Here is a 24,311-nt window from a genome sequence, read left to right as displayed (position 1 = left end):
TTTAGTACATGGACGACCCTTACCCGAGTTGGTATTTACTTACTCAAATTACTCAGCCCTCCGTAGGGTACCTTTTATTTAACGGTTTACTTTTTATTCTCCTGTTGCTTGGTTCTGCCCTAGTTTCAGGCTCAGAAGTGGCTTTTTTCTCTCTTTCCAATGAGGACTTAGAGTCCATTGCCGATGAAGAGACTAAAAATGGAAAGCATGTTGCCAGGCTCCTTAGTAGCCCCAAACAATTACTCAGTACTATTCTCATTCTGAATAACCTGATCAACATTGCGATAGTAACCTTGACCACATTCGTTTCCTGGAGCATTTTTGGAATGAACGCAACAGGCATAGTGGTGATCATGATACAAACTATTGGTGTCACTTTCGCTATCGTGTTTTTTGGGGAAATTGTACCAAAAGTATATGCCAACAAGGCCAAAATTGAATTCAGCCTGATCATGGCCCCGACTATCAATTTTTTCTCAACCATCCTCAAGCCTATCTCCCTCTTTCTAATGGCAATCAGTAACCTAATCGAAAGAAAAATAGAAAAGAAAGGCTATTCACTTTCGGTTGATGAATTAAACCAAGCCTTAGAAATTACAACTGAAGATGCTCCTAATGAAGAAAAGGACATTTTAAGAGGTATTGTAAACTTTGGAACTCTATCCGTAAAGCAGGTGATGAGAAGCCGGATGGAAATAACAGCTGTGGATACCGAGATGGATTTTCATGAATTGATGGATAAAATCAATAAAAGCGGTTATTCCAGAATTCCGGTTTATCATGAAACCATAGACAATATTGAAGGCATCTTATATATCAAGGATCTTCTTCCTTATATAGAGCGGGATGAAAATTTTGCCTGGAAAGAATTAATACGAAAAAGCTTTTTCGTTCCGGAAAATAAAAGAGTGGATACCCTATTAAAGGATTTCCAGCAAAAAAGAGTCCACATGGCTATCGTGGTAGATGAGTATGGCGGTACCTCAGGCTTGGTAACTTTAGAGGATTTGATAGAGGAAATTATTGGCGAAATCAACGATGAGTTCGATGATAAGGACGATATGTTTTTTCAAGAGATCGATTCCTCCACTTTCATATTTGAAGGAAAAATATCCTTGAATGACTTTTGCAAAAAACTGGATCTTGATTCTCAAATATTTGAAGACGTCAAAGGTGAAAGCGAATCTTTGGGAGGACTTTTGTTAGAATTGAATAATAAGCTTCCTAAAAACGGAACAAAAATCCATTTTGAATATTTTGAATTTACCATCTTGGCAGTAGATGCAAGAAGAATCAAAAAGGTAAAAGTACATCTGAAAGATCAGCATCAAGATGGGTCTCATCCATTCATCGACTGACGAACTCATTTTTAGTTAAATAAGTATTACAAAATATTATTTGGCTTTCGAAATCGATTGAGTAAAAAAGAGTTGCTATTAGAGAAAAATAAGCTGTAAAATTTTTTATTATTTTTTCCGTAAACCAGATTTCAGGCACTTTGCAGAAAAATCACACAATTGAAGCCAAAATAGGTTAAATTTTTACCCCAATTTTTTAAAAAAACTGTTTTTAAAACGGATATTATTAATTTTTAGGACCTCTTTTTATTTAATAAATAATCAAAAAAAATCTTATTCATCAGAAAATTATCAGTAAAAGCTTGGTTTCATTGCCTTTATTTTAACAAAAAGATTTTTTTTCGTATTTTTTGGAAATTTTGAACCTATTAAATCTATTGAAATATATGCAAAAAGGGTTATACCGCTCAGAATTTGAGCATGACTCCTGCGGCATTGGCGCTGTGGTGGACTTGACTGGGAATCCCACTCATGAAACAATCAGTGACGCCTTATATATGCTTAGCAATATGGAGCACCGAGGTGGCCGGGGTTCAGATCCTAAAACCGGAGACGGAGCAGGTGTATTAATTCAGGTTCCTCATGATTTCCTAAAAGATATTACCGCCAGGACAGAAATCAACCTACCTGAAAAAGGATACTACGGGGTAGGCATGACATTTTTCCCTAGAAATAAGCAACTTTTCAAAAAATCAAAAGAGCTCCTGAATCAGATTATTGAAGATCTGGATTTTGAGCTCATCGGCTATAGACCTGTTCCGGTAGATGAAACAGTTCCAGGATCAGGAGCATTGGAAGTTATGCCCAATATTGAGCAGCTTTTTGTCAAGCACAAAAAAGGGCTCACCGGGATTGCTTTGGAAAGAAAACTGTATGTACTAAGAAACTTTGCTACTTCTGAGGTCAATTCCAAGATCCCTGGTGTCAACCAATCTTTCTATTTTGCCTCCTTCAGTAGCTTGACCTTAATCTACAAAGGTCAGTTGAGAACTGATCAGGTTTTACCCTTTTACAAGGATTTACAAAACGGTAAAATAGAATCTGCTTTTGCAATCGTCCATTCAAGATTTTCCACCAATACATTCCCTAATTGGAGATTGGCTCAACCATTCAGATTCCTTTCTCACAATGGTGAAATAAACACCATCAGAGGAAATTTGAATAAAATGAAATCCAAGGAAACGCTGATGAAAACTCAGTTTTTCTCGGATGAAGAACTGGAAAAACTGATGCCTATCACCAATAAGCTGAACTCAGACTCAGCCAACTTGGATGCCATGGTGGAGCTATTGACATTGAGCGGAAGATCCTTGCCACATGCCATGATGATGCTGGTACCTGAGGCTTGGCAGGATAATGAGGTCATGGACAGAGACCGAAAGGCATTTTATAAATTTCACGCCTCCTTGGTGGAGCCCTGGGATGGTCCTGCAGCCCTTTTGTTTACAGATGGAAAATCAGTAGGCGCCACTTTGGATAGAAATGGTCTGAGACCACTTCGCTATTTCATCACCAAAGACCAACGATTAATCCTTTCCTCAGAAGCCGGAGCTTTGCCAATTCGGGAAGCTACAATTACTGAAAAAGGTAGAATCAGTCCCGGAAGAATGCTTTGGGCCGACTTGGAAAAAGGGAAAGTACTCTTTGATGAGGAAGTCAAGGGAGAAATATGCCGAAAGCAGCCTTATGAACAATGGGTAAATGAACAGCGGATCAAGTTGAGGCTGGAGCCAGACCCGGAAACTTTGAGTCATCCATATTCCACAGAAAATATTAAGAAATGCCAAACGGTATTTGGCTATACGTCTGAAGAACTGAAAGTGGTCCTAGGACCTATGGGTAAAAGCGGGCAAGAAGCCATCGGTTCCATGGGAGCAGACACGCCGCTTGCTGTCTTATCCAAGCAAAGCCAACATATCGCCAATTATTTCAAACAATTATTTGCGCAGGTAAGTAATCCACCGATTGATCCGATTCGGGAGCGAATGGTGATGTCCCTCTTCACTAGAATTGGTGAAGGACACAATATACTAGAAGAAAGCCCTCAGCATACTCGACAAATCCATATCTCTCAGCCTGTCTTGCTCAACGAGTCTCTGGAAAAAATCCAGAATATGGAAGGCCAAGGCTATAGAGCTAAGAAGTTGTTTGCTCATTTCAATGCAGACCATCAGCCGGGCAGATTACTGGAGGCATTGGATAAGCTGTGTCAGGAAGCAGAGGATGCCATTGCCGAGCGGAAAAATATCCTGATCATTTCAGACAGAAATAGCAATGAAGAATGGGCACCAATTCCATCTTTATTGGCAATCGGTGCTGTGCATCATCACTTGGTTAAAAAGAAGATAAGAACCAAAGCTGGTTTGGTACTGGAATCAGGAGACATACGGGAAACCCATCATTTTGCAACAGCAATTGGTTATGGGGTTTCTGCGATCAATCCATATCTGGCGCTGGAATCTTTATTGGACATGTTCCAAAAAGGGATGTTCCCTGAAGTAAAAGACCAAAAGACACTGTTTTATAATTACCAAAAGGCTATTGGAAAAGGATTATTGAAGGTTCTTTCCAAAATGGGAATTTCTACACTTCAATCTTATCAGGGAGCTCAGATTTTCGAAGCCATTGGATTAGGACCTGAAGTCATAGACAGATGCTTCAAAGGCACCATCTCCAGAATCTCTGGCGTTTCATTTGATGAACTTGCGGAAGAGGTGTTGATCCGTCATAGAGCGGCTTATCATACAGAAAGTCCTGTTTTGGAAACCGGAGGTGTTTACCAATGGAAAAGAAGGGGGGAAAAACACCTTTTCAATCCTGAAACCATCCATTTGCTTCAAAAGTCAACCCGACTCAACGATTACGGACTGTACAAGAAATTTGCTGATAAAATTAACGAGCAATCTAAAGATGCTTTGACCTTGAGAGGATTATTTGAATTCAAAAAGAGAATTTCGGTACCTCTGGAAGAAGTAGAGCCAGCAGAAAGCATCATGAGAAGATTTGCAACAGGAGCTATGTCTTTTGGATCCATTTCTCATGAAGCTCATACTACACTTGCAATAGCCATGAACCGTATCGGAGCTAAAAGCAACTCGGGAGAAGGCGGGGAGGATGAAATCCGCTTCCAGAAAAAAGAAAACGGAGATTGGGAAAGATCTGCGATCAAGCAGGTGGCATCAGGAAGGTTTGGAGTAACCAGTAATTACCTGACCAATGCAGCAGAACTCCAAATTAAAATGGCACAGGGGGCCAAGCCTGGTGAGGGTGGACAATTACCTGGCCACAAGGTAGACGAGTGGATAGGAAAAGTTCGCCATTCTACCCCTGGGGTAGGCCTCATTTCCCCTCCTCCACATCACGATATTTATTCAATTGAAGATTTGGCTCAGTTGATTTATGATTTGAAAAATGCCAATAGAAAGGCTAGAATCAATGTGAAGCTGGTATCCCAAGCCGGAGTAGGAACTGTGGCAGCGGGAGTAGCCAAGGCCATGGCTGATGTGATTTTGATTTCAGGAGCAGATGGAGGTACAGGTGCCTCTCCGCTCTCTTCCATCAGACATGCAGGATTGCCTTGGGAGCTGGGACTGTCAGAAGCGCATCAAACCTTAGTAAAAAATAACCTGAGAAGCAGAGTAGTGCTTCAGACGGATGGACAATTGAGAACCGGAAGAGATTTGGCCATCGCAACGCTTTTAGGTGCTGAAGAGTGGGGAATTTCCACCGCTGCTTTAGTTGTGGAAGGATGCATTATGATGAGAAAATGTCATCTCAACACCTGCCCTGTAGGTATAGCAACCCAAAATCCTGAACTGAGAAAGCTCTTTACAGGTGACCCGGATCATGTAGTGAATTATTTCTATTTCTTGGTTCAAGACTTGAGAGAAATCATGGCTTCTTTAGGCTTCAAGACAATAGACGAAATGGTGGGCCAAAGTCATGTATTGCAATCCACCGGTCATTTGAATCATTGGAAATGGGATAAGGTAGACCTTTCACCAATCTTCCATAGAGTGGAAGTGCCGGATCATGTGGGTATCCACAAACAGATCGATCAGGATTGGGATTTGAAGGAAGTATTGGATAGAAAACTTATTAAAGCAGCTCTTCCTTCCTTGGAACAGGCGATTGCAGTTTCAGGCCACTTTCAAATCAAAAATACAGACCGTGCAGTAGGCGCTATGCTTTCCAATGAGATTTCCAAAATCTATGGAAGCGTGGGATTACCGGATGATACCATTCAATTCAAGTTTACGGGTTCTGCGGGACAGACTTTTGGTGGCTTTTTGACCAAGGGAGTAAGCTTTGAACTGGAAGGAGAGGCTAATGATTACTTCGGAAAAGGACTATCCGGAGGAAGGCTGACAATCTATCCAAGCCGAAATGCCAAGTTCAAACCTGAAGAAAATATCATCATAGGGAATGTGGCATTTTATGGAGCTACTTCCGGTGAAGCCTATATTAATGGTAAAGGTGGAGAAAGATTCTGTGTGAGAAACTCCGGTGTCAAAACTGTAGTGGAAGGAATCGGAGATCATGGCTGTGAGTATATGACAGGAGGATTAGTCGTCAATCTTGGTGAGATCGGAAGAAATTTTGCCGCAGGGATGAGTGGTGGAATAGCCTATATTCTTCATGATTACATTACAGAAGTCAACCCTGAATTGGTGGATATTGATCCTTTGACAGAAGAGGATTACAACACCATCAAATCCTTTGTGAAAAGGCATGTAAAGCTGACCAATAGTGCTTTGGGAAGTCAATACCTGGAGGATTGGGAGAAATCCAAACTCAAATTCATCAAGGTGATTCCTAGAGATTACAAGGCAGTTTTGGAGAAAAGAGCATTAGAACAATCAAAATCATTGGTGTAAGATGGGAGCGAAAGAAGGATTTATACAATTTAAGAGAGAAACCCCTATTAGTCGGGACCCACAGGAAAGAGTGGGAGACTACAAGGAGATATATGAGCCGTTTTCTGACGAAAAATTAAATCATCAGGCAGCGAGATGCATGGATTGTGGGATACCATTTTGTCACAATGGCTGTCCATTGGGAAATGTAATCCCTGAGTTCAATGATGCAGTCTATGAAAAGGATTGGGCCCAGGCGATCAGCATTCTGAAAAGCACCAACAACTTCCCGGAATTTACGGGGAGGATTTGCCCTGCTCCCTGCGAGGCAAGCTGCGTATTGGGCATCAATAAAGATCCTGTTGCCATTGAACTCATTGAGAAGAGTATCGCTGAAAAAGCCTATGAATTAGGACTAATTCAGGCAAACCCTCCCAAAAAGAGAACCAACAAGCATGTAGCTGTCATAGGCTCAGGCCCGGCAGGATTAGCAGCGGCAGACCAGCTAAATCAAGCTGGTCATGAGGTGACGGTATTTGAAAAAGACGCAAAGCCCGGAGGTTTATTGAGATATGGTATTCCAGATTTCAAATTGGAAAAATGGGTGATAGACAGAAGAATTGATTTGATGAAGCAAGAGGGAGTCATTTTCTCTTGCGGCACCGAGGTAGGTTTCAATATCAAAGCAGAAAATATCCTCAGAAATTTCGATGCGGTAGTGTTATCTACCGGAGCGGCTCAACCCAGAGCGTTGAATATTAAAGGTTCTGATCTCAAAGGAGTCCATTTTGCCATGGATTTTTTAGGAAAACAGAATCAGGTTGTAGGTGGAGAAATAGAGGAAAACCCTATTTCAGCAAAAGGAAAACATGTGATCGTGATTGGAGGAGGAGATACCGGTAGTGATTGTATCGGAACCTCCAACAGACATGGCGCTGCCTCAATCACACAATTGGAGCTCTTACCCAAGCCTCCTAAACAGAGAACAATTTTGAATCCTTGGCCTGAATGGCCTATGACGCTGAAAACATCCAGTTCTCATGAAGAGGGTGCCGAAAGAGTATTTTCTATTTTGACCAAGGAATTTATAGGCAATGAAGCCGGGGAAGTTACCGGTCTAAAACTGGTAGATCTGGAATGGATGGAAAAAGATGGCCGGATGAATTTTGAAGAAGTAGAAGGCACGGAGCGAATTGTACCCTGCGACCTAGCATTTATTGCTATTGGTTATACAGGACCTGCCCAAAATGGCTTATTGGAAGCATTTGGGGTAGAGAGTATGGAAAACACACTGCCCAAATCCAAAAACTATCAAAGCACCAATGCTAAAGTATTTCTTTCGGGAGATATGCGAAGGGGTCAGTCTTTGGTTGTATGGGCTATTTCTGAAGGAAGAGAAGCTGCTGTCAAGGTTGATGAGTTTTTGATGGGAGCTTCTTCCCTTCCTCAGAAAGATGAGTCTTTCTTCCAGGTTGAAGAATCATTGGAAGGAACAGAGTAATTGTTTTTAATAACCTTAATGAAAAACACCACCCGATCGGGTGGTGTTTTTTTTTGCCATGAAGTGTGCTTTCACAAGCTATGGCTTTGAGCTTGTGTATTTACCTTAGATTTAATTGCCTCCACCTCTTCTTTTTCTGAAATCGTCTCTATCCATAATTTCTCCATGAGGTCTCATTCTTACAGGTCTTTCTGATTTGATTTCCACCCATTTTTGACGCTGCTCTTCCGTTAGGACTTCGTTTAATCGCTCCTCATGTTTTTGAGCTTCTTCCTTACGGGCATCTGTCTCAGCTTTACGGGCCTGTCTTTCTTCCTCTCTTTTTTGAGCTAAATCCAGATGAATTGCATAAACCTGTTCTTGTTGCTCCTTAGTCAAATTCAACTGCTTGGTCATGCGGTCGGTCATCATCTTTGCCATCTCCTCAGGGTTAGGCCTAGTATTACCGCGCTGTCCTTGGGCCATCACTCCAAAAGAAATCAAGGCCATTAATCCAAAACTTAAAATCCATTTTTTCATATGATTATAATTTGCTTTTTAAAAGTCATATGGAATCCCTGCCTGTGGCAGGCAGGTCGCATATTTTCCCCAATACATCGGGGCATCCCAGTGTGTTTCGGCTCCGACATGCTCGATTTCATATTCTTCATTATTTGATTTTGGATATTAGACTGTATTTGATGGATTGAGTTTAATACCGATTTGTTAATGAATCTAAATTCTACTTTTCCTCAATCAACTCTCTTCTCTCCGAGGCTCTAACATATTTTGGCTTGATCAATAACCGAAGACTCGGGTCAAAGGAAAGGTAATTCCAAGACCAGTCCAGAAAAATCAATAGCTTATTTTTCACTCCCAAAATGGCCATTAGATGTACAAATAGCCATGTCAGCCAAGCAAACAATCCTTGGAACTTAATAAAAGGTAAATCCACTACCGCCAACTTCCTTCCGACTGTAGCCATTGAGCCCAAGTCTTTGTATTTGAAAGGTTCCCCCTCTTTCCCTTCCTCATAGTTAACCAAATTCTTTGCTAAAGCACTAGCTTGCTGCAATGCTACCTGAGCTACTTGAGGATGCCCCCTTGGATAATCATCAGTTTCCATCAGACAGATATCTCCCAAAGCATAAACACCTTCTAGCCCATTAACTTGATTGAATTTATCTACTAGAATTCTTCCATTTTTGGCAAAAAGCTCATCCTGCAAACCCTTAATCCTGTTAGGCTTAATTCCGGCTGCCCATAAGAGAGTTTGAGTTTCTATTTTATTGCCGTTTTCCAGGAAGACCTGTTGTCCATCATAATCCTGAACTTTAGTCTCCAACTTGACTTCCACCCCCAATTTTTTCAAATATTCCAGCGCATGCTCTTTGGCTTCATCCGACATGGAAGCTAAGAGGGAAGGACCAGCCTCAATCAACACCACCTGCATATTTTTAAAGCTTAATTCAGGATAGTCTTTGGGAAGCACATTATTCCTTAGCTCAGCCATAGCACCGGCAAGCTCCACACCTGTAGGCCCTCCGCCAACAATAACCACATTCATCAGGGCTCTTCTGTTTTCTTGCTTTTCTATGTTGATTGCTTTCTCATAGTTAGAAATAATCTTATTCCTGATGTATAGAGCCTCTGAAACAGTCTTCATGGGAGAAGCAAAAAACTCTATGTTTTTGGCTCCAAAATAATTGGTATCTGCCCCCATGGCTAACACCAAATAATCGTAGTCCAAATATCCCGAATCCGTGAACAAGCGCTTTTGATCCGTGTCCAAAGACTCAACTTCAGCCATTCGGAAGATTACATTTTTTGAATGATGAAATATTTTCCTGAGCGGAAAGCTAATTGCACTTGGCTCTAAACCTGCTGTGGCAACCTGATAAAAAAGTGGCTGAAATTGGTGGTAATTATTTTTATCCAAAAGGACAACCTGTAGCTTTTTCTTATTTAGGTTCCTGGCAAGTTTGAGCCCGGCAAATCCGGCGCCAATGATCACTACCTTGGGAAATGGAGATTTTGGAATATTGGGAAGGGGAGAGTGAGAGCGTTCCGTCATATACTAAAGTTTTTTAAATGATACGAAATCACACATAAAAAAGACGGGAATTCTTCAAAAAGTATGGGGTGGATTAACTCAGTCAATCCCACCGCTAAAAGGAAAAGATTTCTTATTTTTACGGCCTAAATCGAGTAAATCCATGGGAAGAGCGTTTGAATTCAGAAAAGAACGAAAATTCAAAAGATGGGACAAAATGTCCAAGGTCTTTACCAAGCTAGGTAAAGAAATCGTGATGGCAGTGAAAGCAGGCGGACCCGACCCCACGTCCAATCCAAGACTGAGAACCCTCATTCAGAATGCCAAAGGTGCCCAAATGCCGAAGGACAGGATAGAGGCAGCTATCAAAAGAGCATCTAATAAGGACGAAAAAGACTACGAAGAAATTGTATATGAAGGCTACGGTCCATACGGTATTGCCGTGTTGGTGGAGACTTCTACCGATAATATAAACCGAACAGTCGCCAACGTAAGATCTTATTTTACCAAAGCGGGTGGCTCCTTGGGAACTTCCGGTTCGGTAAGCTTCATGTTTGATCACAAAGCTGTTTTCAGATTCACCCAAGGCGAATTGGATATGGATGAGCTGGAGTTAGAACTCATTGATTTTGGTTTGACCGACATCGATGAAAACGAAGGAGAGATTTTTGTTTATACAGAATTTGAAGACTTCGGTACCATGCAGAAAGCATTGGAAGAAAAAGGTATTGAAGTGATTTCCGCAGATTTCCAATGGTTCCCTACCACCCTGACTGAATTAACTGAAGAGCAGGAAGAGGTCATCAATAAGATGATCGAAAAGATGGAGGAGGACGATGATGTAAACAACGTATACACTAATATGGCCTAAGCGAAAGCTTGGGCTCTTTTTTTTATGAATTTTCCAAGAAGACAGAATTTACAACAGCAAGAGAAACCACTTATTATCGTAGGAAGTAAAAATCCGGTGAAAATAAGAAGTGCGGAAGACGCATTTTCACTGGCTTTTTCCAAGGGATTTCACATCAATGGAATCACTACATCTTCAGGCGTACCTGATCAGCCCTATGGAGATGAAGAAACTTGGCTGGGAGCAAAAAACAGAGCTCTAAATGCCAAAAAGAATTTTCCGGAAGGAAATTATTGGGTAGGAATCGAAGGTGGATTGGACCAAGATAAACATGGCATGTTTGCTTTTGCCTGGATCTATATTTTAGATGATAATGGGCAAGTGGGTCAAGCCAAAACCGGCACCTTTTATCTACCCGAGGGTATAGTCAGTTTGATCAAAAGCGGAATGGAACTGGGTGATGCAGATGATCAGTTTTTTTCAAGAACAAATTCCAAGCAAGAAGGCGGGTCAGTTGGTATTTTAACAGATGGAAAGCTTACTAGGAGAGATTACTATTCTCAGGCAATTTTACTTGCTTTGATCCCTTTTTTGAACAAAAGTTACTATTAGATGCGATTTTTCGAATAAAATTTTATGTGTATTCGGATAACTGCACGTAACCAAATAATGACAGGTAGTGACAATTAGTTGTAATGGGATTAGTAGTGATGTTACTTGGTTAAAAATAGCCAAAATCATGAACATCATCGACTTTATCAACTATTTTCCTGATGAGGAAAGCTGTGAAATTTACTTGAAAGTGCATCGTGAGAAAGTGGGGATTCGCTGCAAAAGCTGTAGTGCTATGACCAAGCATTATTGGTTCAGTGGGTCTAAATTTTTCGAATGTAGCAAGTGCCGACGCAGGAGTTCGCTCAAAAGTGGTACGGTGATGGAGAAAAGCAAGCTTTCCCTGCATACTTGGTTCTTGGCGTTTATGTTGATGTCAGCTACCAAGAAAGGCTTTTCCTGTCTGGAATTCCAGCGTCAACTGGGTCTAAGCAGATATGAGACAGCCTTTAGGCTGATGCATAAAATCAGAGTGTACATGGGTAAAAGAGATGCCTTGTACACACTAACGGATATGATTGAGTTTGATGAAGGGTATATCGGAGTAGCCACTCCACAGCGTGAGAAAGACCATTTGAAAAGAGGCAAGGGTAGCCAAAGAAAAGCTGAAGTTGGTGTTTCAGCCGAATCCATTCCGTTGGAAGACTTGGATACAGGCAAAACAAGCAGGTTCTGTGGTTACTTTAAAATGGAAGTTTTGGGCAAGGCGGATGGAGATCATGTCAAGCAATTCATCAAAAGGAACACCGAGGGAGATATCGTCCTTTTCAGTGACAAGAATACCGCATACTCACAGCTAGAGGACATTGTAGAAACTCACTTCACGGTTGTTTCCGGAAAAGATTCTACCAACGACACGCTCAGATGGGTGCATAAAGCAATCAGCAATCTGAAGCGGAAACTCCTGGGAATAAACCACATGATCACTTACAAATACCTCCAGAACTACCTCAACGAATTTGTTTACAAACTCAACCGGAGATATTTTGGGGATAGATTATTTGATCAATTGATTATTGCGGGAATTTATCCCTACGTGCAAACATGAGGATACACATATAAAATTTTAAATAAAAGTCAGTTTTTTTTAAAAAATCTTTGAAAGTATTGGATAATAAAAAAAAAGTAACTTCTTTAGTTTTATACTATTTCATAGTAACATATTTGTAACACATATATAAAGAAAAGTAAAAGTTGCTGTAATCACCCCTAAGTTTATTAGCGACAAAACCTCCCCTTTTGGGGAGGTTTATTTTTTTAGATTCCTGATGAAATTTTTTAATGCTACTCTCCAATCCGAATCAGCATCCCATTCAGGTCCTATATATAATTCATCTCTTACCAATAGCTTGATATAGTATTTTACCACGGTTTGATTTTCTATTTCAGGATCGGAATTTAGCCCCATACTTTTTTTAAGGTCCGCTTCTCTCCCTTCAACTTTCACCAATAGAAACTGAATTCTGTCCCTGATCAATTCCTGATTGGTTTTCGCCTCAGTAAGCCAAGCAACTTCGTAAGGATATTCTGTTTTGAGAATTCCTTCTATCTCTGCTTTTTGGGCTGCTTGTTCTGCCAATATCCGTTCGGCTGACTTACCATATAAATCATATCTGAAATATGTCAAAGAACCGGTCTCAGCACTTGATCCTTCCAATGGAACACCCAGTTTAAATACTTCCAGGTTTAGAGGATTTCTTGCAAAAAATTTACTGGAGGAAGCTTGCTGGGCAGCTTCTCCTTGACTTATACTTGGAAACTCAGGAATATCGATCACCAGGAGGTTTTTGGTTCTGACATTTTCTCCCAAAGCTCCAAACTGGTCCGCTACTTCTTCAATTTTGGGTGCGCTCAGACCAAAAAGAGCAGTTGATGTGATGACTTTCCCATCTCCACTGAACTTTCCTACATGGATACTCGCATTGTTTCTCTGACGAGTGACTAGGATGATATTTTTAATCAAACGCTGCTCAAAGGCTTTGGCGTAGTTACTTTGTACTTCCTCCGATAAGGAAACCTGCTCAAGCTCGTAATAAGCGACTGGGTCACCTCCAGCTTTTACTAAAGCAGAATGAACCGAATCGGCAACAGCCTTCCAATCCATTACCGGTCTGGCAGCTGGATCAGCAGAGATCAAAACCACAGACTTTCCATCAAAAAAAGTCTCCGGTAAATTCCCTTGACTCCTGACTGGATGGGACAAGATGAGTATTGCCAGAAAAATTAAATATTTCATAGAGAAATGGAAGGAAAGAAACTTAAATTAAATTCGGACTTTAAATAACGAAATTTTAACCATCTCATGTACCAAAGACCAAAACTTCTCCTCTTTTTCATCATCTGCTTGGCTCATTTTTCTGTTTCTGCACAATCCTTACGGGAAAAAACTCTTATCAAACACATGGTTTACCTTTCTTCCGATGAGTTGAAAGGGAGAAAAACCGGAACCCCTGAAAACCTTAAAGCGAGAGAGTACATAGTATCCGAATTCGAAAAATCAGGATTAAATTCTCAATACCCAGATTATTTACAGGAATTTCAGTTTTACAATCGAAGAGAAGGAAAAACCCTCACTGGAAAAAATGTAGTAGGATTTGTAGCGGGGACAGAGAGCAAAAAAATAATTGTGATCACAGCTCATTACGATCATGTGGGAGTAGGGAAAAAGAACGCTGAAGGCGACTCTATATATAATGGAGCTGACGATAATGCCTCTGGCACGGCTGCTTTGATTGAAATGGCAGATTATTTTGCGAAAAACCCGGCCAAGCATAGCCTGATGTTTGCAGCTTTGGATGGAGAAGAAATGGGACTTCAAGGTGCAAAAGCACTGGTTGCAGATTTTCCCTTCGAATTGGAAGTGATCGCACTGAATGTCAATATGGACATGATATCCAGAAATGAAAAAGGGGAATTATATGTTTCTGGAACTCACTACCATCCACAATTCAAACCGGCATTGGAGTCTGCCGCTGCTGATTCCGACATTCAATTAATGTTTGGCCATGATATCCCAGGTACAGGGGCTGATGACTGGACTAAATCATCAGATCACGGTGCTTTTTTCGAAAAAAAGGTTCCTCATTTATACTTTGGAGTTGAAGACCATCAAGATTATCATCAGGTTACCGATGAATTTAAAAATATTAATCCAGAATTTTATGTGAAGGCCAGCCGACTCATTTTGAACTGCATTTTGGCTTTAGACGAAGATTTGGCAAAAGAATAGGAGATATTTTTCCTTTGTTCCATAGGTTACTTACTTTGTATGGAATTGATTAAAAGTAGATTTTGGCAAAAAATGATTTCATAACCAGACTCCTGATTTGGAGATTAAGGCATATGAGTAATCAAAATTTTATTTTGATTCTCAGTGGCATCATTGGTGTGATTTCTGGTCTGGCCGCAGTGATTCTCAAGCAAGGAGTACATGCTATCCAAAACTTTCTGACTGAAGGTTTTTATGTAGAATATGCCAATTTCATGTACATCATCTATCCAATTATAGGTATCGCTGCTGCCTTTCTAATAGGAAAATATCTTTTCAAAGATGTTGGTGGACATGGAATTCCGGATGTACTGTTTACAATTTCCAAAAAGCAGAGTTTAATACCCAGAGTAAAGACCTACAGTAGGGTTTTTACTTCGGCCTTGACGGTCGGTTTTGGAGGTTCCGTCGGATTAGAAGCACCCATGCTGGTAACAGGGTCAGCCATTGGTTCCAATATTGGAGTTTTGGTACATCTCAACTCCAAAAAAAGAACTTTATTGATTGGCTGTGGAGCTGCTGGTGCGATATCGGCCATATTTGGAGCGCCGATCGGAGCCGTGATTTTTGCGATAGAGGTCATATTAATGGAAATCAGTACGGCAAGCTTTATCCCTTTGCTGATTGCCTCGGTGACGGGCTCCCTGACTTCCATGTTGTTGATTGGGGAGGATTCAGTCTTCAATTTCAATCTTCAGGAAGAATTTAGAGCGGCCCATATGCCCTATTATCTTTTATTGGGGATTTTCTGCGGCATAGTCTCTTTGTATTTCAGTAAGGCTGTAGTCCGAACAGAAAAAATCATGGAGGGACTGGAAAGCCAAACCATCAGAATTCTGTATGGTGGAGCAATGCTAGGGTTCATGTTGTTTTTCTTTCCTCCTATATATGGGGAGGGTTACGATACACTGAACTTGCTTATTGATGGCAACTCCAACCAGTTATTGGAAAAAAGTCCATTTTTCTCTGCAATAGAAAACCCGTACATGATTTTGATTTTTTTGGGCTTAATTATCTTAATTAAACCCATTGCCTCCGCTTTGACATTGAGTGCAGGAGGATCGGGAGGGATATTCGCTCCATCCTTATATGTCGGGGGTCTAGTAGGCTTCCTTTTCGCTTTTGGGAAAAACATGTTGGGAATTCACATTCCCCTGCCTCTCGCTCATTTTACCTTAGTGGCTATGTGCGGTGTCATGGCGGGAGTTCAACACGCGCCTTTATCAGCTATATTCCTTATCGCTGAAATAACTGGGGGATATGAACTTTTTGTACCACTGATGTTCGTTTCGGCCATCTCCTATATCACCACCACTTACTATCAAAAGGACAGCCTTTATATTCAACAACTTAAGGAAAAGGGTAAACAGCTGCCAGAAACCAAAGATCAAGAGTTGCTGGATATGATAGATATTTCTCATGTAATAGAAAGAGATTTATTACCTATTCACCCAGAGTCCAAGCTGAAAGATTTGATCGACTTGGTTAAAATTTCCAAGAGAAATATTTTCCCTGTTGTGGACGAAAATAAAATACTCCGTGGAATCATCACCTTGGATGACATCAGGGATATCATGTTTGACTTAGAAAAGCAAGAAAACACTCAAATTAGGAGTTTAATGCATAGTCCTCCAGAAATCCTATTAGCTACTGAAAATATGCAAAAAGCCATGGATAAGTTTGAGAAGTCAGGAGCATGGAACCTGCCTGTAGTAGAGGATGGACGCTATTTGGGCTTTGTTTCAAAGTCCAGAATCTTCAATTCTTACCGAAAAAGATTGATCCGACAAAGGCAGGATTAAGGCCGATTTAAAAGAATATTTGGATTTTGAAATTATCCACTTTTTAACATTCATTTTAACAGCCCTTTTTTCAGTTAGCTTCGATTATCCACAAATTTACCTATTATTGATCGCTATTAAAATACTGATTTTCAGCACTTTATTATGCTATTGTTGAAAAGTGTGGATAAATAATTGAAAATGTGGATAAAAAATTCTTGCATTTTTTAATCCTCAAAATTAGCCTGTATGAAGCATTTTTTAACTTGGAATTCATATTCCCTTAACACAAAAAATTAAGCCTTGATTTTTTTTAAAACAAATTTTATTTGGATTCGTTGTCGTACAATACACTTTTTGAATCCTGAAAAACAGTTTTATTGTACTGAAAAAAATTCAAGCTTTGAATATTACAATTTTGGTTCAGAAAGATCAATTTTAAGTCTTTAGCTATTCGCCTTGAGATCAAAGCGCTTAACTATGGAACAGCAATAAATTTCAATATTGGGTGAGAGTCTAGTAAAGGCTTTTTTGAAAAATAAAAGTCCCGATTGCAAAGCCCTAGTTTCCCCAGCCTAGGGGCTCAAGATTATTCATTTGTCTCAATATCCAACCTTGTCTTCCGGAGATGTAATTGGTAGGTCTCCTAGGGCTCCATCGTATTGGGTTCGGTAATACTGCAGCTATCATGGCAGCTTCTCCACGAGTAAGTTTTTTGGCCGATTTACCATAAAATGTTTGAGCAGCAGCCTCGATTCCATAGATTCCGGGGCCCATTTCTATGACATTTAAGTACACCTCCATAATCCTTTCTTTGGGCCAGAGAAATTCTACTAGAACTGTAAAGTAAGCTTCAAGCCCCTTTCTCACATAATTTCTACCTGGCCAGAGAAACACATTTTTGACAGTCTGCTGGGTTATGGTACTTGCTCCCTTTATTCTTTTACCTTTCTTATTCCCTTCCCAAGCTTTTTTCATGGCTTCCATATCAAAACCTGAATGCTGCAAAAACTTTTGATCTTCTGAGGCATATACCGCTTGAGGTGCATGCCTGGAGATCTCCTCCATCGGTACCCAGTCTTTGTAAAGCCTCAGTTCTTTTTTTTCATCCAAAGACTGCTCTACCAAACGAATCACCATTAATGGAGTAAGTGGAACAGGCACAAAGCGATAAATGATGACCAAACCAATTGATATGATAAAAAACCAAATAATGATTTTTAGGATAAATCTGCTGACCCAATGGATTATTTTCATGCTTTGCGCTTTGCTTTTGCCTGTACAAATTGATAAAAAAATACGGAATTTGAAGCTTTGGCAATAGCTTCTAAGTCTGATTCCATCTCCCTTATATCCTTCTCCTTGATTAAATCGGTGTCCAACATAGGTTTAGCAGCACTTTTCATCAACTCTTTCCAATAAGCTGTCATGCGCTTTAATTCCTCTGGCCTTGATTGATCCAAATGAAACCCACCTCTTTGTAATTCTATTTCCTCGAAACCTACTTCATGCAGCAAATTTCCCAGCTTGACCCCAATATCAGGATCTCCTCCACTTTGAATCTGATGGGCATTGTAAGCATTATAATATCGCTCCAGACCCGGCAATTTGGGTAAAAAATAAAAACTTGAATTGAAGACCTCTGTTAAATAGATAATCCCCTCAGGGTGCAAGTGCTCATAAACTGACCTTAGCACCTTTTTTGGATCTTCTACATGCTCCAAAACCCAACAGATAAATCCAGCATCAAACTTTTCCTCTAAATTCAGTTCTGCTGCATCTTGATTGACAAAATTGATTTCCCTTTCCGAAAATCTGGATAAATTGATTTGGGCTTTTTCAATTTGAGACTTCTCTATTTCCACACAGGTCAAGTCCAAGTCAGGATAAAGGCTCAATATTACCTGTGATTGTGCCCCAACCCCAGAACCTATTTCCAATACATTCTTTCGATTTTTTAAATCAATGAAAGGATAAATTAAAGGAGTCAGAATACCCGCCTGGCTCATCAGTCGCTCCTGCTCCTCTGTCAGATATCCATGAATGTATTTTCCCATATTTAGTCCAAATATCGTCAGAACTGTGAGTTCTCCAATAAAGATCAAAGAACCGTGCTTTTCCTTAACACAATAGGGGCATTTAGTTTAGACGAAACCGATTCTAAAAAATATTTGAGATCAGGATATTCCTCAGAAAGATATCTGTCCTTATGAATTTCCAATTTGACTAGAACATTAAGTTGATTGGTTGCCAATTCAACTAAATATGAAAAGCGGGCACCCTTTGAAGGAATTGTTAGACTAGTTTGCTCAGGAAAATCATCTAAAACAAATCCCTCAGGTATAGGAATGCTTATATTGAAATTTTCAAAATATGGATATTTAAATTCTATGGGAAGAATACGGCTATCTTGGGTAAATGGATTATTGTTAAATTCTGAAAACTGAATTGGTTTAAGAAAAATTGTTTCCTCTGATTCATTTCCCACAAAAGAATCAAAAGTTAAAACTATTGATCTGCTAGAGCTTAGCTGATCTGATATACTGGGATTTTTGATTTCATTCCCCTTTAAAATCGGTTCTTCAGATAAAAACTTTTCTACCTCTTTTAATTTTCTAAGATCCTCCCCAACCTCCAAAGCCTTTAAGTCTAGAAATCTAATTTGATTTTTAAACCTAAGTGTACCAGATGAATCATTCTCCAACGTGATATAATGAATTGAACCTGATCTATGCGAATGATTCAGCTCCTCTAACCTTCCCTTATCTTTTTCCAAAAAAAATCCTTTCTCTACCATCTTGGAAGGAGGAATTAACCCAAAAGGAGTAATTGAGTCACTAGCATCTAGCAAATAATTTTTCCCTTCTATTTGAGTAGAAATTATAGAAGAGTGAAATTGATTGATAAAGGGTACTTCTATTAATTTTTCTCTTCCTTTAGCCTTATCATTGACCATAACTAGGGTAGCCTGAATACCTTTTCTTCTAAGGAGATGGACTAAAAACAAGTTTTTATCAAATGAATTCCCTTCATTTTTTTCGATCAAATCATTCAAAGGATAAATAGGCTCCAAATAAGAGGAATTTAAAAGTTTAATTTTTTTGGAAACATAATCAAATAAAAATTTCGCTTGATCCAATTCTGAGAGGGAGTCCAACTTAAAATTTGGATAGTTTGGAATTGATTCAGGGTTGAGAATAAAATAAGAGCTCATATCTTCATAATCCAGCCATCTGTTAGCTAATTGTTTCCAATTGGCATAGATCATTTCTGAGCTTTCTAATTCGTCAGGATTAACATATTCACTTGAATATAAATAACCATCTACTCGTTCTTGATAATTTATCAGGTTTCCAACAAAAGGCTCCTCTGGTAAAGATGGAACATCCTTTCTCAGCCAACTATACAAATTCTTTTTCTCAGAGATAACTGCAGCTTCAGCTACTTTCTTCCCCTGCATAATCATTTGATATTGAAAAAATATTGGAGCTTTGAAAGTGTATTTACTATTCAATGCAGGGTATTTTTTTTGAAAAGACCATCCTTCTAAAATTCCAAATTGATGGTCAATCTTTTTAAAAGTAAATTCAATAATTGTCCCCTTTTTCACATTGGGAAAAATCAACACATATTGAAACTCTCCACCACCTAGATTAACTTCTTTAATCTGATCTTTTTGAAGCAGTTCTGTAATCCTTAGTCCATCTTTTAAGTAAGATACTTGAGCATTAATTTTAACAATATTCTCTACTAAGGACTTCCCCCGGTAGAAATTAATTAAAATATCTCCAAAATTGTCATGGTTATCATCTAGTACTTTGAATCGATAATGAAAATCGGTATGAAGCCCATTTACCATAAAATAACTATTGGCTTCTTCCCAAAGAGTAACAACTTTTGCTTCTGGCTGAAAACTTACCTCCTCCAACAAAAGCTCCTCTTCTGAATAAACTCCAAATTTGACTTGAGATTTCGTTTCCTGGCAAATTATTACAAGGAAACACAATAAAATCAACCTCATATCTAATTCCTCAAGGATTACTTACTTTTTTTAAGACAACAGGAGCATTCATTTTAGTAGCCACAGTTTCCATAAAATATTTCAAATTGGCATACTGCCTAACATCAATCGTTGGTTTTTTGACTTCGAGCTTTGCTACAATCTGAACTTTATCTCCCATTAGCACTGGATTATAAGAAAATAACACCTCCCCATTTTTCATGCTGATTGCTTCCTTGAGAGGATAATCGTCCAACTCATAACCTTCGGGAATTTCCAGCAGGGTAGAATAAGTCTCTGAAAATGCAAAACCGAAATCGACAGGGAAAATCCTGAAATCCTGAGTAAAAGGATTTTTACTGAAAGTAGCGACCTTAAAAGGAGTAAGCATCATCAAGGAAGTTTCCTCTGAATTTTGGCCTTGGATCTTGATCGTATAATTTGTGGTGGTGTAATTGTCCTCTTTAAGATTATCCTGCATATCCATATTGACTACTTCCCAAGTTGGATCCAAAGTAAATAGCTTATGAAGGGGTTCATTATTTTTTTGGAGATTTTGGGATCGATGTGACATCTGCAAACCCTCGTAAAAATACCTGCGAAGCGATCCTTCTACAATCAAATTCTTTTCCTCATCAAATTTCAACACTGAAGTAAATACTGAATTCGAATTATGAGGAATATTGATAGGAACTAATTGGCTATTTTCTTTAGTCAGAAAAAGCCCTGCTTTTACATGTTTATCCAAGTCCACATATCCAAAAGGGGCCAATGGATCTTCCAGGTCCAAGAGATATTCTTTGCCATCCAGCTTCGCATGAAGCAATACACTATTAAACTGGTTGATAAATGGAAAAGGTACTAAATCACTTCTTCCACTACCTTTTGACCCTACCAAAATTGGATGGCACTCTATCCCCATAGATCTCAAAATACCCATTAATGCCAGGTCCAGTTCTACCGCCGAACCCACTTTGGTTTTGACCAACTGAGATATTTGCTGGTCTGGAAAGAAACCACTTTCAGTGTTAAGTTGAAAATTCTGCTGAAGGTAATAATAGGCCTTTTGAGCCTTCTCCAGCTCAGTGCTTCCTTCGAAGTCTACGCCATCCATCACTTTTTCCAAAGGAGAGCTTCGGAAATACCCCTTATCCGTATAACCTCTCAAAACCTCATCTCCCAGCACGATCCAATTTTTCAGTACATCTTCCCACTCGTACAAGGTTTTTTGGTAACGTGAAAGCTGGAACTCAACTCTTTCTCTATAATCCGCAAAATTATTCATGTAAGGCTCCGCCTTCAGGGAATTCAGCTTCCTCAACGTCCAAGTGTAGGTCCCGTTATTTACAGTTTTTTCTGAGGTAGTATTATACTTTGTTCCTTGACCAATCATCTTGTATTCCAATTGCGGAATCATGGTGATACTGTAAGAAGACATGATGGTTGGAATATCATTTTGGAATGTCCATCCATCTAAAAGGGTGATATTCTTATCCGTTTTCTTATACGTATACTCCAGAATAGAGCCCACCTTCACATTGGGAAATGTAATCCGGTATTCCTTCCATCCATTTCCTACCTCAACTTCAAAAATCTGATTTTTATCCACCTTAATGGACTGTGGCTCATCTCCCTCAAAGTTGGTGATCAAAGCCTTTAAACCACTGATTTCTTCCGTTCTATTATCACCTGAATAGAATGGAATCTTTACATCTCCCCGAGCTATTCCTGACTCCTTTAGAATTTTGATCCTGAAATGGTAGGTTGTTTCAAAAACTTCCCCGAAGAATTTGGAAACCCCTTCCTCGAAAAGTACTACAGCCTCCGCATCTGGTTCAAAATCAACTTCCGAATAAGAAATTTCATTGGAATTATATTTTCCAAATTTCTCCTTTTGGGCATATCCTGAAAGATGCAATAAAAAGAGAAGGCATAATAAAAGTTGCTTTTTCATGTGTTTATAAGTTGTATGTCAAAGGTCACATGGAATCTCGCATTTAGCATATTCGTCCCAGTGTGTGACATTTTTGTCATGCTCGATTTCATCTGTTTATAATTTGTTTTTTAGGGGTCATCCCGATGACTTTCGGGAGGGATGCCCAAGATAATCATCCCCTTGTGTGAGATTTTTTCTCATGGGCATTTCATATTATTTTTGACTTAGGCTGGGCTTGGTAAAATGGTAGGTTCCATATCCTACCGAGTTGATTTTACTAATCAGGACTTTCTTGGAATCTTCATCCTTAGGGTCTTTGATGGAAACCTTAATTTTTCTGGTAACCAGAAGCTGATTGTCTTTCAACTGATTTTCAATGTGAATGCTATATTCCTCCTCCTTGATTTCCAGAGGCTCAAGATTGAATTCTGATACTACTCCTTTTGGGAGATCTATGGCATAGGTTTCTTCCAAATCAAAATTTTTGAAACCTATTTCATCTAATTTTATTTTGGTGAAAAATGGCTTAAGCAAAAGGCGTTTGGCGGTAGTCTGAGCAAATTTTTGAACAATTCCTTTGACCGTTCTATCAGCTATAGGTAAGGAATCCAACTGCTCGGATTCAAATTGATAATCTTGAATTACCAATCCGGAAATAGCTGAGTTTTTATTGAAATAATCTCGCTGCTGTCTGGAATCAAGCTGTCTGGAAATACTAACAGCCTTGTAAGCTGGATTTCCTTCCAAGTGCTGCTTCATAGTCATCGTGGCATCACCTTTCTCATCCAGTTGGAGAAAATACTCATTCTCCACCCGGTTCCAGGTACTTTGCTCATAGCTTGGGGTTTTGGCTAAATATCCCCCGGTTGGAGTCACTACTAAAACATGTCGGTCATTGGTAAATGAACCCAAGTAGCCTGCCGGCAAACTATTGGAAGTACACTCCAGCCATACGGGTTGCTGATCTATTTCTGCTCTTAAAATGACATGATTAAATTGATTGGAAGGGAGATCTGTGCGAATATCTGATTCTCCCTCGCCAGCATAGACCAAGGTATAAAAAGCAGGAATTCCAGCTGCTTCCAGCATGGCTTTCATAAGATTGGTCAAGCCTTTACAATCCCCGTAGGAATATTTGACCGCGTCTGTAGCAGTCATGGTTTGCCAACCACCTATGCCTAATTGTATACTGACGTAGCGAAAGTTTTTCTGCAGGTAAGTATATAGGACTGAAATCCTTTCATAGGGATCGTCTATCCCTTCTACCAGCTTCAGGATTTTTTCTTTAAACTCTTGAGGCAACTGATCCCTTCCCTCATTGAGTTTGTATTTCCACAAGCCCAATTCTGACCAATCGTTCATAGATCCTTGAAAACTCTCTAATTTGAATTCCTTGGGAGCGATATATAAACGATGATCATCCTCTTCTCGAATGCTGAGATCCTGTACAGGTAAATTGGCTTCTTTCCATACCAACTTTTTCCTTCCGTCAGCCAAGGATTCTTCAGTCTTGTTTCCAGAAAGGTGCTGTTCCTGATAGCGAATCCCAATAGATTCAGGGTAAATGATAGCTAATTCAGCTTCATCCAATTTTTGAAAAGTACTTTCTACAGGAATCCAGGGTTGAAAACTGAAGTTGGATTGGAAATAAACCTCAGTCTGAATATGAACCTCAATCGGAAATTTGGCTGAGTTCACGACATAATATTTCTGTCTGTTATCTGCAAAAATGGAGAAACCATCATATAACTCGGCGTCTTGCAAATCTTTCATTTTGGCTTTTTGGATAGTTTTGCCTGTAGCAGGATCTATCACCTCCAGACTAAAGCCTTTAATTTGGACCAGCTTATCATAAAAAATCCTGACAGAAGCATGACCTAATCCTTCTGCGCTCAAGACAGTTATTTTCTTGTTAGTCTTAAGCGTATAGCCAAAATTCTGATCAATTATCAGCTCTTTGGAATGTGAAATGGAGGAATAAACGGGAGGTTCTTGAGAAAATTTAGAAACCAGGGGATCGGTTAAAAAGCTAGCCCACAGGGCTAACAAGACAAATATCATATTCAAAATACTATAAAATTCGAAAGAAAATTAATAATTAAATTTTCAAAATCAAG

16 protein-coding genes are annotated in these 24,311 nt (G+C 39.5%); 8 read left to right on the top strand and 8 right to left on the bottom strand.

Annotated elements, in window-relative coordinates; translation table 11 throughout:
- The first annotated feature begins 8 nt into the window (after window positions 1–8).
- The 3 genes from gldE to GYM62_RS18810 all read left to right on the top strand — a co-directional run bounded on the left by gldE (window position 9) and on the right by GYM62_RS18810 (window position 7,715).
- On the top strand, window positions 9–1,358 hold the full coding sequence (gene gldE, locus GYM62_RS18820) for a gliding motility-associated protein GldE (RefSeq protein ID WP_219957535.1): 1,350 nt from the start codon (window positions 9–11) through the stop codon (window positions 1,356–1,358).
- 386 nt (window positions 1,359–1,744) lie between these two features.
- The gene (gltB, locus tag GYM62_RS18815; protein WP_219957534.1) at window positions 1,745–6,235 is read left to right on the top strand and encodes a glutamate synthase large subunit; all 4,491 of its coding nucleotides are present in this window, start codon (window positions 1,745–1,747) and stop codon (window positions 6,233–6,235) included.
- A gap of 1 nt (window position 6,236) precedes the next feature.
- Window positions 6,237–7,715 carry a glutamate synthase subunit beta gene (locus GYM62_RS18810; protein WP_219957533.1) on the top strand — a complete coding sequence of 493 codons (1,479 nt, stop codon included), beginning with the start codon at window positions 6,237–6,239 and terminating at the stop codon, window positions 7,713–7,715.
- 111 nt (window positions 7,716–7,826) lie between these two features.
- Here the strand turns inward: GYM62_RS18810 and GYM62_RS18805 are convergent, their stop codons facing one another.
- Window positions 7,827–8,234 (bottom strand): DUF4890 domain-containing protein, encoded by a 408-nt coding sequence (locus GYM62_RS18805; protein ID WP_219957532.1) that lies wholly within the window; start codon window positions 8,232–8,234, stop codon window positions 7,827–7,829.
- A gap of 202 nt (window positions 8,235–8,436) precedes the next feature.
- On the bottom strand, window positions 8,437–9,768 hold the full coding sequence (locus GYM62_RS18800; protein ID WP_219957531.1) for an NAD(P)/FAD-dependent oxidoreductase: 1,332 nt from the start codon (window positions 9,766–9,768) through the stop codon (window positions 8,437–8,439).
- A gap of 142 nt (window positions 9,769–9,910) precedes the next feature.
- On the opposite strand from GYM62_RS18800, the gene GYM62_RS18795 reads away from it, so the two are divergent.
- The 3 genes from GYM62_RS18795 (at window position 9,911) to GYM62_RS18785 (ending at window position 12,257) form a co-directional block, all read left to right on the top strand.
- A complete protein-coding gene (locus tag GYM62_RS18795) occupies window positions 9,911–10,618 on the top strand; it encodes a YebC/PmpR family DNA-binding transcriptional regulator (RefSeq protein ID WP_144603721.1) in 708 nt (235 codons plus the stop codon).
- 24 nt (window positions 10,619–10,642) lie between these two features.
- Window positions 10,643–11,209, top strand: a complete 567-nt coding sequence (gene yjjX / locus GYM62_RS18790) for an inosine/xanthosine triphosphatase (RefSeq protein WP_219957530.1) — start codon at window positions 10,643–10,645, stop codon at window positions 11,207–11,209.
- A gap of 127 nt (window positions 11,210–11,336) precedes the next feature.
- The gene (locus tag GYM62_RS18785; RefSeq protein WP_219957529.1) at window positions 11,337–12,257 is read left to right on the top strand and encodes an IS1595 family transposase; all 921 of its coding nucleotides are present in this window, start codon (window positions 11,337–11,339) and stop codon (window positions 12,255–12,257) included.
- A gap of 201 nt (window positions 12,258–12,458) precedes the next feature.
- On the opposite strand, the gene GYM62_RS18780 is transcribed toward GYM62_RS18785, so the two are convergent.
- Window positions 12,459–13,445 carry an NTPase gene (locus GYM62_RS18780; protein WP_219957528.1) on the bottom strand — a complete coding sequence of 329 codons (987 nt, stop codon included), beginning with the start codon at window positions 13,443–13,445 and terminating at the stop codon, window positions 12,459–12,461.
- A gap of 66 nt (window positions 13,446–13,511) precedes the next feature.
- On the opposite strand from GYM62_RS18780, the gene GYM62_RS18775 reads away from it, so the two are divergent.
- Window positions 13,512–14,438 carry a M28 family peptidase gene (locus GYM62_RS18775; RefSeq protein ID WP_219957527.1) on the top strand — a complete coding sequence of 309 codons (927 nt, stop codon included), beginning with the start codon at window positions 13,512–13,514 and terminating at the stop codon, window positions 14,436–14,438.
- Between the two features lie 113 nt (window positions 14,439–14,551).
- Window positions 14,552–16,279, top strand: a complete 1,728-nt coding sequence (locus GYM62_RS18770; protein ID WP_255590436.1) for a chloride channel protein — start codon at window positions 14,552–14,554, stop codon at window positions 16,277–16,279.
- A gap of 540 nt (window positions 16,280–16,819) precedes the next feature.
- On the opposite strand, the gene mtgA is transcribed toward GYM62_RS18770, so the two are convergent.
- From mtgA to GYM62_RS18745, 5 genes are all read right to left on the bottom strand, one after another.
- Window positions 16,820–17,515, bottom strand: coding sequence for a monofunctional biosynthetic peptidoglycan transglycosylase (mtgA, locus tag GYM62_RS18765; RefSeq protein ID WP_219957525.1), 696 nt, complete (start codon window positions 17,513–17,515; stop codon window positions 16,820–16,822).
- Window positions 17,512–18,315, bottom strand: a complete 804-nt coding sequence (locus tag GYM62_RS18760) for a trans-aconitate 2-methyltransferase (protein ID WP_219957524.1) — start codon at window positions 18,313–18,315, stop codon at window positions 17,512–17,514. Before GYM62_RS18760 ends, mtgA begins: the two co-directional genes overlap by 4 nt.
- A 44-nt stretch (window positions 18,316–18,359) precedes the next feature.
- A complete protein-coding gene (locus GYM62_RS18755) occupies window positions 18,360–20,279 on the bottom strand; it encodes a DUF3857 domain-containing protein (protein ID WP_219957523.1) in 1,920 nt (639 codons plus the stop codon).
- Between the two features lie 10 nt (window positions 20,280–20,289).
- On the bottom strand, window positions 20,290–22,212 hold the full coding sequence (locus tag GYM62_RS18750) for a DUF3857 domain-containing protein (RefSeq protein ID WP_219957522.1): 1,923 nt from the start codon (window positions 22,210–22,212) through the stop codon (window positions 20,290–20,292).
- Between the two features lie 195 nt (window positions 22,213–22,407).
- Window positions 22,408–24,255, bottom strand: a complete 1,848-nt coding sequence (locus tag GYM62_RS18745; protein WP_255590701.1) for a transglutaminase domain-containing protein — start codon at window positions 24,253–24,255, stop codon at window positions 22,408–22,410.
- Between the last annotated feature and the right edge of the window lie 56 nt (window positions 24,256–24,311).

The organism is Algoriphagus sp. NBT04N3, assembly GCF_019443765.1.
GTDB lineage: Bacteria > Bacteroidota > Bacteroidia > Cytophagales > Cyclobacteriaceae > Algoriphagus > Algoriphagus ornithinivorans.
Note: the sequence above shows the minus strand (reverse complement) of the source record. Positions and strands in the feature narration are given on the sequence as shown.

Bases quoted from the DNA above. Each gene is read 5' to 3' on its own strand.
- GYM62_RS18745 (WP_255590701.1), bottom strand. From the start codon at position 24,255: ATGATATTTGTCTTGTTAGCCCTGTGGGCTAGCTTTTTAACCGATCCC.
- GYM62_RS18810 (WP_219957533.1), top strand. From the start codon at position 6,237: ATGGGAGCGAAAGAAGGATTTATACAATTTAAGAGAGAAACCCCTATT.
- mtgA (WP_219957525.1), bottom strand. From the start codon at position 17,515: ATGAAAATAATCCATTGGGTCAGCAGATTTATCCTAAAAATCATTATT.
- GYM62_RS18755 (WP_219957523.1), bottom strand. From the start codon at position 20,279: ATGAGGTTGATTTTATTGTGTTTCCTTGTAATAATTTGCCAGGAAACG.
- GYM62_RS18800 (WP_219957531.1), bottom strand. From the start codon at position 9,768: ATGACGGAACGCTCTCACTCTCCCCTTCCCAATATTCCAAAATCTCCA.
- GYM62_RS18785 (WP_219957529.1), top strand. From the start codon at position 11,337: ATGAACATCATCGACTTTATCAACTATTTTCCTGATGAGGAAAGCTGT.
- GYM62_RS18780 (WP_219957528.1), bottom strand. From the start codon at position 13,445: ATGAAATATTTAATTTTTCTGGCAATACTCATCTTGTCCCATCCAGTC.
- gldE (WP_219957535.1), top strand. From the start codon at position 9: ATGGACGACCCTTACCCGAGTTGGTATTTACTTACTCAAATTACTCAG.
- gltB (WP_219957534.1), top strand. From the start codon at position 1,745: ATGCAAAAAGGGTTATACCGCTCAGAATTTGAGCATGACTCCTGCGGC.
- yjjX (WP_219957530.1), top strand. From the start codon at position 10,643: ATGAATTTTCCAAGAAGACAGAATTTACAACAGCAAGAGAAACCACTT.
- GYM62_RS18760 (WP_219957524.1), bottom strand. From the start codon at position 18,315: ATGGGAAAATACATTCATGGATATCTGACAGAGGAGCAGGAGCGACTG.
- GYM62_RS18795 (WP_144603721.1), top strand. From the start codon at position 9,911: ATGGGAAGAGCGTTTGAATTCAGAAAAGAACGAAAATTCAAAAGATGG.
- GYM62_RS18770 (WP_255590436.1), top strand. From the start codon at position 14,552: ATGAGTAATCAAAATTTTATTTTGATTCTCAGTGGCATCATTGGTGTG.
- GYM62_RS18750 (WP_219957522.1), bottom strand. From the start codon at position 22,212: ATGAAAAAGCAACTTTTATTATGCCTTCTCTTTTTATTGCATCTTTCA.
- GYM62_RS18805 (WP_219957532.1), bottom strand. From the start codon at position 8,234: ATGAAAAAATGGATTTTAAGTTTTGGATTAATGGCCTTGATTTCTTTT.
- GYM62_RS18775 (WP_219957527.1), top strand. From the start codon at position 13,512: ATGTACCAAAGACCAAAACTTCTCCTCTTTTTCATCATCTGCTTGGCT.